Origin of the sequence: Microbulbifer sp. VAAF005, from assembly GCF_030012985.1 — a bacterium.
Classification (GTDB): domain Bacteria; phylum Pseudomonadota; class Gammaproteobacteria; order Pseudomonadales; family Cellvibrionaceae; genus Microbulbifer.
The window spans coordinates 2,009,509-2,029,430 of sequence record NZ_CP120233.1 but is presented as its reverse complement, the minus strand read 5'-3'; the positions used below and the strand labels follow the sequence as shown (position 1 = coordinate 2,029,430).

At 43.8% G+C, this 19,922-nt stretch carries 5 protein-coding genes; all 5 read left to right on the top strand.

Annotation, left to right across the window (positions count from 1 at the left end; all coding sequences use genetic code 11):
• Positions 1 to 28: 28 nt before the first annotated feature.
• Entirely contained in the window at positions 29 to 1,984 is a 1,956-nt protein-coding gene (locus P0078_RS08950) for a hypothetical protein (protein ID WP_282934059.1), read from the top strand.
• Positions 1,926 to 14,579: an Ig-like domain-containing protein gene (locus tag P0078_RS08945; protein WP_282934058.1), complete on the top strand. Its 12,654-nt coding sequence runs from the start codon at positions 1,926 to 1,928 to the stop codon at positions 14,577 to 14,579. The genes P0078_RS08950 and P0078_RS08945 overlap by 59 nt, the downstream gene beginning before the upstream one ends.
• A gap of 110 nt (positions 14,580 to 14,689) precedes the next feature.
• A complete protein-coding gene (locus P0078_RS08940) occupies positions 14,690 to 14,935 on the top strand; it encodes a hypothetical protein (RefSeq protein WP_282934057.1) in 246 nt (81 codons plus the stop codon).
• Positions 14,932 to 19,266 carry an RHS repeat domain-containing protein gene (locus P0078_RS08935; protein ID WP_282934056.1) on the top strand — a complete coding sequence of 1,445 codons (4,335 nt, stop codon included), beginning with the start codon at positions 14,932 to 14,934 and terminating at the stop codon, positions 19,264 to 19,266. The genes P0078_RS08940 and P0078_RS08935 overlap by 4 nt, the downstream gene beginning before the upstream one ends.
• Entirely contained in the window at positions 19,266 to 19,787 is a 522-nt protein-coding gene (locus P0078_RS08930) for a tetratricopeptide repeat protein (RefSeq protein WP_282934055.1), read from the top strand. The genes P0078_RS08935 and P0078_RS08930 overlap by 1 nt, the downstream gene beginning before the upstream one ends.
• The last annotated feature ends 135 nt before the right edge of the window (positions 19,788 to 19,922 follow it).

The following is a 19,922-nucleotide window of genomic DNA, read 5'->3' as shown; positions in this document are numbered from 1 at the left end:
AGTGCGTTGCTGAATACCTGGGGGAACTGTGAAGAGTTATCTATCTGCGGTATGTATTTTAGCTACTATTTTTTTGGGAGAGTTGGCATATACAGCTGATACAAGTACTTTACAGAGTAGTGGAGATGTCAGTAGTACTGAGATTGAAACCATTACAATTAGTAGCGATTCCCAGATAACGCCTGAAGATAAATCGTTGGATGGCAGGCATATACGAATTGATGGAGCAATTTTAACCATAGATGGAGCGCATACATTTTCGAGTTTGATTTTGGAGAATAATGCAACTCTAACTCATTCGATATCACCTGTAGAGTTATTATCGCTAACAATAAATGGCGATATTGAAATCCAAAGCGGATCAAAAATTGATGTGAGCGCCCGAGGTACATTGTCGACACAGCTAAATTGTTCTGGCTGTGGTGGAGCCCACGCCAGTTACGGTGGTGGACGAGGTCAAGAGCCTTATGGTGACTATGTAAATCCTAAGAGCTTGGGAAGTGGTGGCAATCACTCTTCGGATGGAATGGGCGGAACTCGTGGTGGTGGTGCAGTACAGATTCAAGCTCAAAGTCTGCTACTTGATGGAAGTATAGATGCTAATGGTCAGTCAATAATAGGAAATAGTGATAGCGGCTATTTTGGTGGCGGATCGGGAGGAGCAGTTTTACTTAGCATTAATGTAATATCAGGGAGCGGTAGTATCAGTGCTAGTGGTGGCCAGGGCAATACAGGATATTCTGATGGAGGAAGTGGAGGGCGAGTAGCACTTCATTACCAATCTTCAAATGAATTTGATATTTCGAATCGAATATTTGCTGTTGGTGGTGATGGTAGGCTTGCGGGTGGTCCAGGAACAATTTTCTTGTCCGAAGATGGAGTAAAAAAGTTAGAGATAAAAAACCATAATGCTGAAAATGGAACCCTCGCCCCCTGGGTTGTTGAAGAAGGTGCTCCAGCATTAAGAAGCGGAGGCCCTGACCCCCATGTGAGCCTGGGTGGAGCTTACTATTTTTACGGTGGTGCGAATGTTGCAGAGTCTAAGTTTTATCAAAATATAGATTTTGACGCCGATAGTAATCTTGAACAAAAAATTGATGATGGGAAAATTAGTATAAATGCTAGTTGGATTCAATCCGCATGGGATGAGGGGAATGATGAAGGTCAGATAATCTTACGCTTTCTAAATGAGTCAGGCGGTACGATTATTGAAGAATCTAGCGGTCTGACCGACACGGCTGAAAAAACCTGGGAAGATCGGATATTTAATATAAATGTACCTAGTGGTGCGAGATCTGTAGATCTGGTAGTCCATTCATCTCGTAAGGCAGGGAGTAATAGTGACGGCTACTTTGATAACTTTGAACTTAAGCTATTGGATGGTTCAAGTATAGATGACGCTGGTAGCTTTTCTTCTGATCAAATTATTATAGATAATTTTAGTTCAGATGAGTATGTAGAGAAGTTTTTTGTATCAGGTTATTTGGATAATAATTTAGTTATAAGAAATGCATCCGTAGAGTTGGATGGCGAATGGAATACGAAAAGTTTTGACATAAGAGGTATTGGCAATTCTCGACTGGTTATACCTGAAACAACCAGGTTAACTTCAGATAATTTTATAGTAGATGGATACTTGCTTAAGCTCTCGGGGATATTGTCTAGCTCTGGGCATATTTCAGTGCAAGGTAATAGTGTTATTACCTCCTCTCTTGCTAATAGTGGATCTTCCCAGAGATTAATTGAGGCATCTACTATATATGTAGCTCCAACCGCAAAAATAGATATGAGTGGCACGGGGTTGCCTCCATTGGAAGGCGGTCACTGGAAATCTGGTGGAAGTTTTGGGGGAGCAGGAGGTAAAGATCCATTATCTGGCTCTTCGAATACTACATTTGGGAGCTTGAAATCACCAACTGACTTTGGTGTTGGAGGTTACGGGGCAGATATTTCAGAGCCAGGGAGTAGGGGGAGGCGCTGTTAAGATAATCGCAACTGATACCTTTGAACTGTATGGAGGGGTTTACGCCAACGGTACATATGAAGTAGGCGTAGGTGGAGGAAGTGGCGGAAGCATTTGGATAGAAACAAATGCGTTAATTGGAGATAGTGGAAGTGCAATTAGTGCCAACGGGGGAGAGGGAAATGAAGCTGCATCAGGATCCGGTGGTAGAATTGCAATTTATTATCAAGACATTTCTGGAATAGACACCACAAAGCAGATTGCCGCGTTTGGTGGGCTAGATACAGGAAATGCAAGTGGATTAGGTGGACCAGGTACAGTTTACCTGTCAAGCCAGTCACTTGAGAGTAGCGAAGTTGTTCAGATTATCAATCATGATACAGCTGAAGATGCTGAGCCCTATTACATATCTGGAACCTGGAATATACCGTTATATATAGAAGATACAAATGTATTAATAGAAGATGGTACTAATATAGATGTGCCTATTTCTGGCAGTAATAGTGGAAATGCAATTGTAATTCCTGAGAATAATTTCTCAGTACCTGATGGTAACCTTGCTATTGACGGAGTTGTACTACATCTAGGTGGAAGTCATACATTTTCAAATATCACAATGGAAAATGGTTCAGTTATCACTTACTCTGAAGAGTCTTTTTCCAATTTAGAGTTATTAGTAACTGATACAATAAATATTGATTCAACATCAAAGATCGATGTTTCCTACACCGGGAACCTACCAGTAGTTGATAACTGCTTAGGATGTGGCGGAGCCTATGCAAGTTATGGTGGAGGAAGAGGGCAAGATCCCTATGGGGACTTCCGTAAGCCACTATCAAATGGCAGTGGTGGCAGCCATACTCTTGAAGTGGCTAAGGGAGTTAGAGGTGGTGGCGCCGTTTCACTGAGTGCGCAGAAAATTATTTTAAATGGAAGCATCCTTGCCAATGGGGCTTCAATTACTAGCGCTGTAAATGGTGGTTACTTTGGCGGTGGTTCTGGTGGTTCTATCTTTATTAGTGCAAATGAAATTCATGGTAGCGGCACTATTAATGCTGATGGAGGTAAAGGAAATACATCTCAAGCGAATGGCGGTAGTGGTGGCCGCATAGCAATCTACTATGGGTTAGATAGCAGTTACGAGTTTATAAATAATAGCTCCGCAAAAGGCGGTGCGGGTAAGATTGGTGGTGGGCCCGGTAGTATTTTTCTTCAAAATGGTTCTTTGGCTAGGTTATATCTGAAGAATGGTAATGCAGAATACGGGAATCTGTCAGATTGGGTGATTGAAAGTGGTAGTCCCACATCAACTAGGTCATCAGATCCATCTCCTGCTGAACTGGGGGGCTCTTACTATTTATATGGTGGAAGTGATACAGCAGAATCTAAATTCCACCAGATTATAAATATCTTAGAGACTTCTGTAAGCCAGCAGGAAATATCAGGCGGTAAGGTCTCAATATCAGCCAGTTGGCTACAATCATCCTATGATGGCTCTGATGATGGGCAGCTAATTTTTGAATTTCTTGATATAGAAAACAATCTAATATCTAGTAGCGAAAGTGGATTGAGTTCACCCATAAATGGCGCTTGGGAATCAAGGCGTCACATTGCTAAAGTACCTGAAGGTGCTGTTTCCTTAAGGCTGGTGGTACATAGTGTCCGAAACTCAGGAGTAGCTGCTAATGGCCATTTTGATAATATCGAATTGTATGTTCATTTAGATGAATATGACTCAACAAATGATCCGGAATCAGTTGGTCTATTACTGATCGACAATGGATCAATGAATTATGAACAGTTCATATTGTCTGGGGTGATGGAATCTGATTTATTCTTACGGAATTCAAGTGTTGAGGTACTTGATGATGTAAGTCTAACAGGAATTTCAGTGCGCGGAAATAATAACTCTAGATTTTACCTGGGTGAAAATATTTCTTTTGGAGACAGCGACTTTATAGTTGATGGTTTCGAGTTGATTGTTAATTTTCCTATTGAGTTGAGCTCTGATTTTGCTGTTCTGAATGGTTCATCTGTATCGCATGATTATGCTCAAAATGACATACTACCCTTATCTATTTCTGCCAAAAATATCTTTGTAGCTTCAAATTCAAAAATTGATGTAAGTGATAGAGGATATCTTGCTACTTCAGGGGAGCATTGGAAGTCAGGCGGGAGCTTTGGTGGCTTAGGTGGACGAGATCCTTCGTCAGGGACGAATGATCCTATTTACGGCAATTTTAAAGAACCGAGTAATTTTGGAACTGGCGGGTATGGGGCAGATGCAACAGTTGCAGGTACTCGAGGTGGTGGAGCTGTTAGCTTAGTAGCTGAAGGTAAAATTGAAGTTTATGGTGATGTATTAGCAAATGGCGGTTATAAGGCTAATGTAGGCGGTGGAAGTGGAGGCTCTATTTGGCTTGAAGCGCTTGAACTAGTGGGTGGGACAAATACCGATATCCAAGCAAATGGAGCAAATGGGTCGAATAGCGGGTCTGGTGGAGGCGGTCGAATCGCATTGATCTATGAATCCATAACAGGATTTGATCCAAAATCAAAGTCGTATGTAAATACGCAAGCGGGTACTTCGGGTAGTGCTCTTGGTGGACCAGGAACTTTATATTTGCTTGACAAATCTGCAGAGCCCAATACTGAATATTTAGTAGTTTCAAATGCATCAGATTCTACTTCTTATGAATCTTTTTATATTGATGATGAATTAAAAACACCTCTTCTGCTGGATGATGTGCGTGTCGTAATTGAGGATGGTGTATATATTAATGCATCAATTGAAGGAACTGGCAGTGACGATGTGTATATAGTCGCAGAAGGTGATTTTACCGTTTCTGATAATAAGCTAGTGATTGATGGGTTTACTTTTGAGGTAAGCCGAGACTATATATTTGAGTCCGTTCGGCTCGTCAATTCGGCCAAATTAACTACTCCAAGGCCAAGCGAGTCATTTACATCTGGAATCACAATTACTGCAAATGAGTTCTATGTAAGCTCCTCTTCTTCAATTGATGTGACTTATAAAGGTAGATGGGGAACAGTTAAAGACGCACATTATAAGTCTGGTGGTAGTTATGGCGGATTAGGGGGCGTAGATCCTGACTCTGGAACCACCAACTCAATTTATGGGTCAATTACCGGGCCTTCTGACTTTGGAACAGGGGGATATCCAGAAGAGGGAATTAGTTGGTATACATACTCGGGCGGGGCAATAAAGCTAGTTGTTCAAGATAAGTTCTATTTATATGGAGATGTCTTGGCAAACGGCGGCTGTTCAGGCTCCAATACTGCTGGTGGTGGAAGCGGCGGATCAATTTGGGTTGATGCTGGTGAGCTGATTGGTAATAGCAATACTAAGATTGAAGCATCTGGAGCTGGTGGTAGAAATGCTGCAGGCGGGGGTGGTGGTAGAATTGCTATTTACTATGAGTCGGTTACTGGTATTAACTTGAATGATCAGGTCTCGGCTCCACCGGGGGATGGCTGCGGTAATATGACAGTCTCAGGGAATCCAGGCACTGTGTATCTGTATGATAAATCTGCAGTTGATGACAATGCAACTCTACAAATTGCTGGAAATGGAGACTCCGCCAGCGATGGGGTATATCGCATATCAGAAGATGTTAATACTCCATTGTCCCTAAACAATGTGCGTGTCTATATAGAAGATGGGGTAAAAATTAATAGCCCCATATTTGGGAATGGGCATGAAAATGTATACGTTGTAGCTGAAGGAGATTTAAATGTTGAAGATGATAATCTTGTCATCGATGGTTTTTCTCTTCAGCTAAATCAAGACCACCAATTTAATGGGGTTTTAATAAAGAATTCTGGCAGATTAACCACTGGCTGGGCTTCTGATGAAATTACTGAAGCTTTAACCGTTTCTGCAAATAACTTCTATATTGATTCTTCCTCACTTATCGATGTCAGCTATAGAGGATTTGGTCCTGTTGAAGGTAATCACTGGAAGTCTGGAGGTAGTTACGGAGGGATTGGTGGCTTAGATCCATCTTCAGGAACGACTGGTGAAACTTATGGTTCTTATGCAGCGCCATTGGATTTTGGGCGTGGAGGTCATGGTGGTGATTCAGATGGGACCTGGAGTCGTGGCGGTGGTGCTATCAAGCTTGTGGCAGAAAATCGATTTGAACTATACGGTGAGGTTCTATCGAATGGTGCATATCCCGGACAGTATATTGGTGCTGGAAGTGGTGGATCAATCTGGATTGATGCAAAGGAAATTATTGGCGGTAGTAAAACACTAATTGAAGCAATGGGTGGCCGAGGTTGGTCAGCGGCTTCTGGTGGTGGTGGTAGAATCGCCGTTTATTATGATTCTCTAAGTGGGTTTGACCCGTTTTCAAATATTTCTGCCAAAGCAGGCAGCAGTAATGGTAGTACAACCACTGCATATGGCGCACCTGGGACGGTGTATCTTTATGATGGCTCCCTACCTAATAATAACGCTACACTTCTAATATCTAACCACTCCGATGATGATATTTATTCACCCTTCCCGATTTCTGGTTATGGTGATATCCCGATTCGTATCCATAATGCAATTGGCTTCATTCCGGTTGGGAGTCACCTAGAAGGGGTAATCTCCGGGAATGGATATGCGAATGCCCTTCTGCAAGCAGGCGGTGAATTTTCTGTTGCCAATGATCTTCTTATAGTTGATGGGTTAACACTAGAGTTACCCCGTGACTACGAGTTTGACTCGGTTATCATCCAAAATAATGGCAGACTTTCTACACCTGTAGCATCTGAAGAATTTGTATCCGGTATTGTGTTAACGGCTGGAGATATTTTTGTAAGTGAAGATTCCCGTATAAGTGTTGGTGGTAAAGGGTTATTACCCACAGATGATGTAACTGCTAAATCTGGTGGAAGTTATGGTGGCCTAGGGGGGTTATTATCAGGCGGTAGTACAAACTCTGTATATGGAAGCGCAACCTCTCCACTTGATTTCGGTGTTGGTGGAAGATATCAGAATGAAGATATAGAGGGTTCAAGAGGTGGTGGTGCTTTAAAACTTGTTACAGAGAAGTTAGAGCTTGATGGTAATATATACGCCAATGGAGCAGGTAATTATAGTTATCTAGGTGGCGGGAGTGGTGGCTCTTTGTGGATAGATACTAGTGAATTACTGCTTGGCGATAATAGTGGAATATTTGCAAATGGTGGTACCGGTAGATACGCAGGAGCTGGAGGTGGTGGCAGAATTGCTATTTATTATGAGTCCCTTGAAGGAGATATTGATTCCAGAGTTAGCGCCAATAGTGGTGGTGTGTATGGTTCAGGAGTCGCAGGAGAACCGGGCACTGTCCATATCGCACAAAAAACAGCAGCTCCTCGAGTTCGCTCAATAACCCCAAGTGGCTATTACGGTGAGCTTATTTCAAGTGCCACTGTCCAGTTTAGTATTGGAATTGATACTGATACGCTTGATCTCAACGATATTCAGCTTCTGGATAGTGATAACAATTCTATAGCTGCAACAGCTATTACATCTATTGACGATATTCGCTATCAAGTTGATTTTGAAAAGACCCTGGTCGAAGGAGCTTATACCCTTTCTGTTGGTCCCGATATCTTTGGTTCTAACGGTTTAGGCATGGACCAGGATCAGGATGGTGTTGAGCAAGAAGCAGAGGATGACCGTTTTACTGCTACGATTATCCTTGATGTAACCTCTCCTCGGGCCCTCGTTCTTGACCAACCTATTTCACCAGTAGTGATCAGTTCGAATAGTCGCTGGGTAACTTTATCAGGTAACAGAGAAGATAATACTGCAATCACTATTGGTGAGACTGAGATTGCTGCTAACGGGACTGGTTCTTGGAGTGGAAAATATTATGCACCAGAGGGTCAATCCACAGTTGAGGTTAGAGCTAAAGACCTGAGCGGTAATCTATCCGATCCAGTGTCACTGATTTTTAATGTAGATAGTAAGGCACCGAATATTACCGGGGTCAATCCTACAGGCAGTAATAATATAGCTCCTCCATATATAACTCTTGTTGTAACAGAGGAAGGTAGCGGGATAGACGTGGAAAATAGCCGGTTAGAGGTAAAGCGCAATGGCGTATCCCTATCTGGTTCTATTGACCTCTTTGATGGTCAGGTTCAATTTACTCCCCAAGCACCATTTATTGATGGTGATTATGAGATTACTGCTCAAGTAGCTGATAAGTTAGGTAATACTTCTTCACAGCGTACTTATACTTTTACCCTGGACTACACGCCGCCAGTGGCACCAGTATTGGATGCATATCCGCAGGTTACTACCGTTAATGCTCAAGCATTTTCCGGTACTAAAGAAGCGGATAGTGCGATATTGGTGAATGGCAACCTGACCGTTGTTAACTCATCTAGCACCAGCTGGAGTACCCAAGTTGCTCTTTTGCAAGGGGATAATGAAATTTCATTTACGGTACGCGACGCTGCAGGAAATGTTAGTGATCCATCAGTTGCACAGATTCGTTATGATAATACTCCTCCCGGGGTAGTAAGCCCGGTAATTGACCCCAACGGTAGTGGTACTGAGGTGACCCTGGATTGGAGCAACTATAACGAGTTCGATAATGGCAATGACATAGCTGAGTATCGAATCTATCAAAGTGCAGCAATCTTTACTGATATCGCCAGTAAAACCCCGGTAGCTACGGTAGCGCAGGGATCTAAGTTGTATCGGGTTGAGGGGTTGCCACGCGGAACGGCGATGCATTTTGCTGTTGTGGCTTATGATTCCCAGGGATTATTTAATCCATCGGTAAGTTCTATTGCAGTGACACCGGTAGATACCGTTGCTCCAGATGAAATTACTAATTTAGTTGTGACACCAGGTGCAGATAACCTGATGCTGAGCTGGAATTCTTCTGCTAATTCTGCCGAAGATTTGGCGGGCTACCGTGTGGCATTTACTGAGAGTGATCGAGTGGATGATATTCCACTGTCGTCTTTGGCTGATCCCCAGGCACTGGTTCAATATCAAGTTACTGGTTTAAGTGCGGCTACTTCATATCCGTTACGTGTTTACGTTTACGATAATGATGGTAACACCTCCAGCGGTATTACCGATTCCGGTACTACCCTATTGCCTAATCCGTCATCGGTCACTGTTGAGGCGAAGAGCAACCGAATTGATCTTCAGTGGTCCAGTGTTTCCCCATATTCGCTTTTAAAAAATTATGCTGTATATGTAGAAGAAAATACTTTCAGTAGTATTTCGGGTTTGCATTATCAATCACTGCGCAGTAAAGGGAGTGAATCTGATACTGAGCACAGCTGGTCTATGGCTGGTTTGGAAAATGACAAGACCTATTATGTGGCAGTGGTATCGGTGAATAATTCCAATGGCTCTGAACAACTGGTGACACCGGTTGCGGTAACCCCCGTAGCAGATACCGACGGACCAGTAATTAGTGTTGCGGAGTACCAGCAGGGTGGTCAGGTTTTGGATCTAAACGCTGCACCGGAATTATCGCAGGATGGTAATTTTAAAATCACGGCAACTGACGATTCTGGAGTTGCCCGTGTTGAGTTCTACTTGGATGGCAAGTTGGAAGGGACAGAGTACACAGCCATAACCAATGTCTTCACCCATGATATTGCGCTGCTTAATTTAGCTGATGGTGATCATGGGTTAACCGTAAAGATTTATGATATTTGGGAAAATGTAATAATTGAGCAGTATCAATTTAGTGTGGCCCTGGCTGCACCTACTGCCCCGCAAATTACTAGTCCATCTGAAGGCTGGTTAACTAACAGCGAGCAGGTAACAATTTATGGTACTGCTGAAAAACAAACCCAAGTTCAGGTTTATCTTGAGGGTGTACCTACCGGTAATTCCGATACTGTCGATAATTACGGCAACTTCCAGGTAGATGTTTCTCTGCAAGAAGGTGAAAACTCAATTACGGTAGCGGCTGAATACCCAGGTCGTGGAGGGTATGGTGCCCAAAGTGATGTGCGTAAAGTTAACCTGGATACCGACATCCCCGACGCGCCAAGTAACGTGACGGTGATAGAGCGAGAGCTGGGCCAGATCTCCCTTTCCTGGGACGCAGTAAGCAGTGATGACAGCAATAACCAAATAGCGGGCTATAACGTTTATCGTTCCAATGCTGAATTTACCTCGGTACTTGAAGCAGAACGGATTAATACACAGCTATTAGCCGAATTGAAATACAGTGACTTACCGACAGAGGATGGCGAATACTTTTATGCTATCACTGCGGTTAATGAAGCGGCTACTGAGGGCAGTCTATCCAGTTTGGTAGAAGCAAAAGCAGATAGTGAAGGCCCCCATGCGCTGCAAGTGAGCTACCAGACAAACGGCTTGGTGGATAGCGCTAGTGGTCGCCATGGGCCCGGTACGGTGGAAGTAACCGTGCAATTTGATGAGCCATTACGCAATCAACCCTATTTTGCTATGGCGCCAGATGGTGGTGTGCCTGTCGCAGTAGAACTCAGTAAAGACTACAGCGATGACACTCTATATACCGGTAGCTTTATTATCGAGCCGGGCATGATGTCAGGTACTGCTTATGCAGTAATGTCTGCCCACGATAATGTGGGTAATCGCGGGACCGTTATTGAACAGGGTACCAGCCTGTTGATTGATGCCGAGGGCCCTGAAGTTATTGCTCTTACACTAAATCCTGGAGAGCCCTTAAAAGTCCACGAGCAGGATGGTTTGCAAGTGGAAGTGATATTGCAGCTGAGTGATGAAGTTAAAGCTGGGGCAATGCCTGAGCTGCTACCACTGGTGGGCAACACCGTAGTGCCCGGATTGGAATCTGGAATTATCCTTAATCGCGACGCCCAGTCTACTCAAGGACAGCCACTGTGGGTGGGCAGCTTTACCCTGCCAGCCTCTGCCGGCCAGGACGAGGAGGGCAATCCCACTGTAGATACGCTGCGCTTTAGTTTCCTGGCAGAGGATGATCTGGAGAACCAGAGCGATAAAATTCGAGTGACAAACTACTTCCAGGTTTATCAGGGTGACTTACCACCTCTTGAAATTCCGCAGAGTTTGCAAGCTACTGCATTACCTGGCGGTGAGGTAGCGCTACAGTGGGACTCTGTTGAAGATGCTCGTTATGTTTTGTACCGCAAGGCAGAAGGAGATGCAGACTTTACGGAAGTTTTGCGTCTTTCTGAAACGAGTACTCAGGATACGCTGCCCACTGATGGTAACTACTATTACGGTATTGCCAGTGAACGTCGTAGTAACGACCAGATCGCAGTGAGTTCAATGAGCGTACCTGTCAAAGTGGGTGCCGATAGCATTCCACCGGCAGCGCCAACGGAGCTGGCACTGGAGTTAAATGGGGCAGGTATCGTTGCTACTTGGCAGGCCCCCAGTGTCGACATTGAGGGTGGCTCCGAAAATGGAGAAACACTGACTTATAACCTCTATCGATTGGCGTTGGCTGAAGGGGAAAATGCTACTCAGGAAACTCTGCAATCGGTAGGTCCCCTGCAAACGGACATCCCCGATACCATTGCCTTGGATAATATACCCAGTGAAAGTGAGCATGCCTATGTGATTACCGCCTTGGATGAGGCGGGTAATGAATCTGCTCCCAGTGTGACGGCCTATCTCAATTTTGGTCTTTTACCGGTCTCCGACTTGAGTATTCAGGTAAACGCCAATGGCAATCCCCAATTGCAGTGGAATCACACTGGTACCGCAATTTCTGGCTATCGAGTTTATGTTGGAGAAGAGGGAAGTCTGCAGGAAATCACCAGTGGATTAATTTCCCATAGTGGCAATCCTACGAGTTTTGTAGATAGTGACTTCAGTGCGGCGGAGCAGGGTGTAAATGCTGAACGACGCTACACCGTAGTGGCTGAAGATAGCCTGGGAGCTACAAGTATTGGCCACAGCTTGTTATTACCGGCACTCTCAGTGGAAGTGGTGGAATCGCAGGAAGGTGAGTCAGCCATTAAGCGCGGTGTGATGAATGAGGTGCGTTTCCGCGTACAAAATCGCGGTAGTGGCGATATTAACGGTGTCAAACTCTTTGCGACTGTTAATGATAATGGAACGGTCCGAGAGCACCAGTCTGTAGCCTTTAGTGTGGCTGCAGGTGGGCTGGTAGAAATTCCTATAATTGTCGGTGGTTACGACAAGTTGGATACTCTCAGTGATATTCAATTGCGTCTGGAACAATCCCCGCTTCCAGGAGAGACGATATTTATTAATACCGCCGATCAGGTTCTCGTTGGGGATGCGGCGTTGCGCTTGGATCTGGAAACCGACACTCTCTATCGCGGTGGTGTTGGGAAAGTCCGCTTTACTCTGGAAAACACATCGGCAGTAGAAACTGAGGTGCTGGTGGCACGCAGTAACGGCAGTGTGACTTCTGATGAAGTACGTGTACGAATTGAAGACACGGATAGCAACCTGCTTGCACTTCAATCGGTACAGCAATTCACCGGTGATGTGATTACGGTAGCCACTGGTGAAACCGTGGCACGTGTTCAACCAGGTAAGGCTTTTGTTTCTGACTGGATTGAAGTGGCTATCCCTGCAGCTGCACCGGATGATGTCATAATCGCTTTAGAAATTGACCAGTTCCGTTACCACACTGGAAAAGATACCCAGGTGGCAATTCAAGGTAATGGCACTCGCGTCCAGGCTTCACTTCAGGAAACTGCTTACTATGGTGAGTTGGATACTGTAGCTCCGCAGCAAGTTTATGGGACCGAGGAAGTTATCACTATTACCGGGCGAGCCCTCGACCGCGATAGTGACGCTGCCCTGAGTAATGTGCCTTTGTCTTTGGTTATGGAATTGCGTGGCTTTGAGCGCAGTGCTTCAGTTATTACCGATGCTACTGGTAATTTCTCTTACCAGTTTGATCCGCAAGGACAAAGCGGTAACTGGCAGGTCTCCGTTATCCATCCGGACAGTCTCTCTCGTCCTGTTCAAGGTGAGTTTGCAGTACTAACTTCTTCAGTAACGCCTGGGCAACTGAGCGTAAATATTCCACGTAACTACACCCAGGAAATGCCGATTACAGTGACGGCTGGCCACGGTACAGCGCTGAGTGATGTGCGTCTGGTATCGGTGGCTGCACCGGGTGAAGAGCAAATACAAATTCCCAGTGGCTTGCATCTGGACTTGGGGTCTGTCATTGAGCTGGCGGAGCAGGAGAAAGGAGTTATAAATCTTTCGCTCTCTGGTGATAACCTGGCCCCGGACCAGGGCTACCTATATTTTCAGGTGTTGGCATCAGTAAATGGTATTGAGCAGTCCCTGGAAAATGTATCCCTGGAATACAACTTGGCGGAGAGCCGCCCTGCTATAAATTTCGCTCCCTCTTATGTGGACAGCGGTGTTGCCTTGGGGGGAACTACGACAGAAACCATCGAGTTGAAAAACACAGGGTTCGATACGCTGCGCAATACCACCCTGAGTTTAGTAGATGGCGAAGGTAATCCGGCACCTACATGGGTAAGAGTTGAGGGTACGGCCGCACTGGGGGATTTGGAAATTGGTGAAGGCCGCGATATCAATATCGCATTCAGCCCAGATAATACTGTGCCTCAGGGAAATTATGAATATCGCCTGGTAGTTGAAGGGGATGGTGGTTATAGCTTCACCTTGCAGTTGTTTGTGGCTGTAGTGACATCGGAAATCGGCAATGCGTTCTTCCATATCAGTGATATCTACACGGCAACCCTGGATGAAAATAATACGCTCATCCCAGGTTTGACTGGTGCCAAGATCGAGCTGCAAAACGAGCAGGTACTATCTGAAACCCGCACTATCAATAGTGATGCCAACGGTGAAGCTTTCTTGCAAGACCTGCCTGCAGGTCGTTATGCCTATCGTGTCACTGCCTTTGATCATGAAAGTGTATCCGGTCGACTCTGGATTAAACCCGGGGTCACAGTTGCGGAAGATATTTTCCTGATGAATCAAATCGTTAGCGTGGAATGGCAGGTGAATGAAATTAACCTGGAAGACCGCTACGAGATTACCTTGGAAGCTACCTTTGAAACCCAGGTCCCCGTAGCCGTAGTTATGCTTGATCCCATCAGTGTGACTCTGCCGGATATGCAAAAAGGCGATGTATTTAGCGGGGAGTTGAGTCTCACTAACTACGGCCTGATTAAAGCGGAATCGATGAGTAGCAACCTACCCAGTGGTAATGATGTGGTTTCCTTCGAATTCCTCGCCGATGTACCGGAAATTCTCGAAGCAGGAGAAGTAGTTTATATCCCTTACCGGATCACCGCGCTGCGTGACTTTAATCCTTCAGAAGAGGGGGATGCCAGTGGCGCCGGTTGTGGTACTTATCAATTCCAATATCAAGTTGGGTATTCAAGCCAGTGTGCCAATGGGCAGAACGTGCCCGGCGGGACGTCCACGCACTGGAGCACTGCTTCTTACGGCTCATGCGGTGGCGGCAGTGGTGGTGGTAGTGGTAGTAGCTATTACTATGGAGGAAGCGTAGGTGGTGGTAGAGGCGGCACTAGCTATGGAGGTGGTTACTCATCAATCAGTGATGATGAAACCTTACGCTGTGCGCCAGACCCGGCTTGCGATGACTGTAATAAGGACAACGGCAGCCCGCAATAATTGCACTAAGGCTTTCCTAGTAAAAAATTAGGGAGGCCGCTGATAAAAAACAAAGAATTGAGTTTTGGCCGGTGTTTTGCACCTGCCTATTTTAAGACCAGGAAATCGTCATGCAGTTTTTTACCGGGGAACCTACCCAGGGATTAACGGAAAATTTGTGGGGAAAAAGTAAAAGCCTAGTAGGTACTATTTGCTTGGGGCTGTCATTATCTCTATGTACTTTAGTTACTGTACCTGGAGCATGGGCAAAACCTGGTATTAGTAGTGATCGTGCATCGCCGCGTGCAGTGAGCTCCGGCAATCGCGAAGACTTTGAGGATATGAGGGTAAAGGTCTTAGGGGGGATGTCCGTATGACCCGCCGCTGGACCCGTAACGGCTGGGAGTGGAACAGCAGATGGAATCCAATTCTTACCTATGATGAATATAAAGCTCAGCTTGACGGTGAGGAGCAGGAAGAGCTAGAGGAAGTAGAAAACGAAATCCGTGTAGGCGCCTTGCGCGCCCTGGGAAAAGGTCGTTTTAGAGTGGGGAGTGGCGGCGGTGGCGGGCGCTTCGGACTGGCGGGGCGCACTGGTATCGTCCCGGGGGAGAGTTGTAAGTTGCCCTATGAGTACTTTCTATTCCGAAATGGTCAATCGTATCGCCCCTATGAATTTTCTGGCTCTGTGAGTTGCCCTAAGCCAGAAGAAGATGAATATCACTCTATGTTGCGGTTAACTTTGAAGAAAAGTGACAGCAATTACACTTGGACTGATAAGCAAGGCAACCTGATTTATTATGAGCAAGGAAAACTTAAATATTACCAAGATAAAAATAAGGTACGGGTTACTCTCGATTACGTTGAGGATCGGGTTAAATATGTCAAAGATCATCATGGTAATACTGTTATTACCTACCATTGGCAAGAACTGAAAGACGAGATTGACGGGGAACTAGTCTCTACCTTCCTACTGGAAAAGTTAGAGGATTATTCTGGCCGGATAATAACTTATCACTACGGTGAAGATAGCAGTGACCCTCTAAATTATCGACAATTGATCGCTGTTACCGACATGCGAGGTTACGACTGGACAATACAGTATAGAACCTTGTCTAGCGGTGAGCGGACCTTAAATAGTATTACTGATCCTAATGGGCGCGTCACTACATACTCCACCAACTCTGACGGTGATATTAGTGGTTACGCCAATGCTGACGGAGTAGGTACCAGCTATAGCCATAGCTATAGCAGCGCAAATGAAACTTATAAACTCACCCAGCGAGATACTTCTGGTGTTGTAACTGAGACTTGGTATGACGCTTCCGGTATGCCAATTAAGGAAACTATCGGTGGAGAGCTTCAGTACGAGATTACCTATGAGTATTCGGAAGATAATACAGCGTCCGATTTTGCCGATCAGTTTCGAGTTTCCAGCAGTGGATCGGGACGGGGAACGGGAAATAGCATTGGCTATACTAGTTTTAGTTTGGAGCCAGTTAGGCTAATCAGTAGTACCACTACAGATGCCCGTGGTCTGGAAACCAAATACTATTACGATACCTTTCGTAATATCACCCGTACTGAATTTGCCGATGGCAGTTATACCACTACCGATTGGAATACCGAATTAACCTTGCCCCTCAGAGAGCGGGATGAGCGAGGAGTTATTACTGAATATGAATATGATGAGCAGGGTAATTTACTAACGCTAACCGAAGCGTTGGGAACTCCCGATCAGCGCACAACCCGCTATACCTACGATGAGTATGGCCAGATGATTACTGAGACTACAGGAGAATCTGTAGCAGGTAATACTGCCTTGGCTACTACCACTTGGGGTTATGATGGCTATGGTAATGTTATCAAGGTTACTGATCCGGAAGACTATAGCACTGAATATCGGGATTATGATATTAATGGAAATACTAAAATTATTGTGGATGATCATCAGAAACTATGGAGTCGAGAGTATGATTCAGTAGGAAACTTACTCGAAGATCTTAATCCTTACGGTCAAGGTTATCGCTACAAATATGATCCGGCAGGTGATTTAATTAAAGTTATAGATGCTAGTGGAAATAGTTTACATGTAACAAATAATGCTTCTGGTTTACCATTAGCAGTATTAAATGATATTGGTGGTAAGTTGGCTCTTGTTTATGACAAGGGAAATCGACTGATCACCATAACTGATTCACAAGGTTCATCAATGGAACTCGAATATGATGAACAAGGTAACTTTAGGGTAGCCGTTGACGGAGAGCAAAATAGAATAGAATATAGTTATCAGCAACAATTGCTAACTAAGATAAGTTACCCTACCTATACGGAAGTGTTAAGCTATGATAAGCGCAATAGAATTGTGGGTAGCAAACAGGAGGCGAATAACCTTCAATACCTTCGTACCTATGGTTATGATTCTTCGAACAACCTTAATAGTGATACCGATGCGAACAAAAATACCACAAAGTATGAATATGATAACTTGAATCGTATAATCGCTATTATTGATCCTGTTAATGGTGGTAATACAACCAAATTTATTTACGATGCTCGCAATAATTTGATACAGGTGGAAGACCCTGAAGGTCGTTTAACATTTTATGCCTATGATAAAAATAATTGGTTAAAATCGGAAGTTAAACAGGAGTTTATTGGGTCCGATAAAAAAAGAAATTACTTTTACGACGGCGAAGGAAATCTCACTACGATAATAAGTCCTCAACAAGAAAAACAGGTATTTGATTATGATGATGCAAATAGGTTGGTCCGACTTAGGTTATTCTCAAGTAGAGATAGTGAGCAGCCTGTTAAGGTCGTGGATTATTTTTATAATGATAAAGCTCAATATACTGGTTACCTTCAATATCCAGGTGGCGATACGGAAAATGTTACTCCTGATATTGTCCGTCATGGTGAAACCTATATCTATGATGATTTGAATCGGCTTGCAAAGGTCAAGGTAGACTATTATGGTGAGGGTGATCAGGCTGAATCAGTTGCATTCTCAAAAAGTTACAGCTACACCTACTATAGCAATGGTTTAAAAAAGACATATAGTAACCCGGAAGGTATTACGTATACTTATTATTACAATAATAATAATCAAATCGCAGCGGTTCATGTTCCTGGTGAAGGTCAGTTGGTTTGGGCGGACTTTCATTGGCTCGCTCCGCAGACTCTACTCTTTCCTGGTGGCAACAAAATAACCTTGACTTATGACGATTTTTTGCGCCTTAAAGAAAGTATTTTATTGGATGGCGCAGAGAACAATCAAGCGAGAGCTATTTATGAATATGATCTAGAGAGTAATCTTAGGAAGATTACTACGGAACACGGTGACTATGTTTTTGATTATGATCTGTTGTATCGCCTGACTAAAGTAGATTATCCGTTAGGTAGTTCTGCTAATAATGAAAATTTTATCTATGATGGTACAGGAAATCGTATTAATCATAAGTGGAGTGTAAGTGATAAGTTTGACAGCTTAGAATCACAAAGTAATTATAATACGCATAACCAATTGAAAGCTATAAGTGGTGATGTTAGTGCCAGCTTTAAATACAATGATAATGGTCATACAGTACAGAAAGTAAGGGGCGGCATTACTTGGGATTACTCTTATAACTATGAAGAGCGTCTTATTAATGTTGAAAAAGATGGAGTGTCAGTTGGTTCTTATCAGTATAACCCTTATGGGCAGAGAGTAAAAAAATCCACAGATAAATCAGTATATTTTCTTTGGGGAGAAGAGGGGCTTCAAGCTGAATATGATGAGAATGGCCATCTGATAAGTGAGTATATGTTTAAGCCCAATTCTATCTGGATGGCTGATCCCATTTTTATAAGAGATGGAGGTGGTGACGTATATTATTACCAAAATTCAATTTTAGGTGCTCCAAAGAGGTTGTTTGATAGTGGCGGTAAATTAGTTTGGAGTGCTGAATATGATATTTTTGGTCAAGCTTATATTGATAAGGAAAGCAAGGAAAATAATTTAAGGTTTCCTGGTCAGTATTTTGATGTTGAATCTGGATTGTTGCATAATTTTCATCGAGACTATGATCCTTCAACTGGCAGGTATCTTCAGTCTGACCCCTTAGGTTTGTCTGCAGGCATTAATACCTACATTTATGCGGAAAGCTCCCCTACATTTTGGGTTGATCCATATGGGCTTGAGACGTCAACGAACTTGTCTAGAGCTGGATTGACTAGGAGTAAAAAAACAGGGCGTCCAATCACGCCAAAAACTAGATATAATTATTCTCGGGAGAGAGTGAAGTTTTATCAGAATTATGCTACATGGAAGCCTACTCCTGGAAATAATATGATTAACAATAATAATGTCAATGGGAGTATGGCAAATTTGGCAGGGGCGTTAGACTTTTTAAATAAAGTTGGATCTGCAGTTTGTAGGGAAAGAGCTCTAATGGATTTGCAGTTAATTATTGAGGAGATAAAAGAAAGGGCTCGAAACAAGCGAGAAGGTGTTAATAGCATGTGCCATGCACCACTTAACTTTTCAGTTTCTTATAGTGTTGATAAGAAGGGCTGTATGCACTCACCTCGCTTACTAGAGCCCTCTCCCTCAATGGAACCTATCCAAGATAATATAATGTGTCCTATTGAGTATCCTTATGAAACTGGAAATTTTGTTGAGTCTGGACCGCGGCCTGCATGCAAGGTATTTAAAGGTAAAATTTGATGATTAAATCTGCTTTGTTGTTAATATTCTTTGTGATTTTTTGTTGTTTCGAAGAGGCAAGTGCTGACCTTCCTTACGCTGGTTGTACAGCGGAGAAGTTAAATGATTTAGATGAAAAAATTGGTTTCGGAGAGGAGCATCTTTTAGATGAACGTATTATATGTCTTATTGGTGATAAAGATTACCATCTCGCAGAGAGAGATGTTAATCGATATCTAGAGTTGGAAGGCGATGATGCGGATATGTACATAATTCTGGCCGAAATTTATGCTAATACAAAACGGTGTTCAAGAGTAAGTTCAGCTATTAGATCGGCAGTAGATGTTAGGCGTGATGGTATGTCGTTATATACTGATGGAGCTAAAATTTTGATGGGGTGTGGGGATAGAGAGTCTGCGATAATTTTCTTAAAGCGGGGGATTTCTATTGTTGAAAAAGATCTTGATGCAAAAAGTGGTGGGCGAGTAGTTTTCTTTCCTGCTTTAGAGAAAGCAAAAAAATTATTGAAGAGTTTGGAGTAATTACTGTTGTAGTATTTTATATGGGGTTTAGGCTGAATCCAGAAAAGCTATGCTCCACATGTTGTCGTGATTTATACGTCTTTTAATGTGTGTTGGGGTTGATGCAAGGATTTTATGGGATATTTGTACCCTCCT

Coding starts and splice junctions, on each gene's coding strand:
- P0078_RS08940 (WP_282934057.1), top strand. CDS start 14,690: ATGCAGTTTTTTACCGGGGAACCTACCCAGGGATTAACGGAAAATTTG.
- P0078_RS08935 (WP_282934056.1), top strand. CDS start 14,932: ATGACCCGCCGCTGGACCCGTAACGGCTGGGAGTGGAACAGCAGATGG.
- P0078_RS08930 (WP_282934055.1), top strand. CDS start 19,266: ATGATTAAATCTGCTTTGTTGTTAATATTCTTTGTGATTTTTTGTTGT.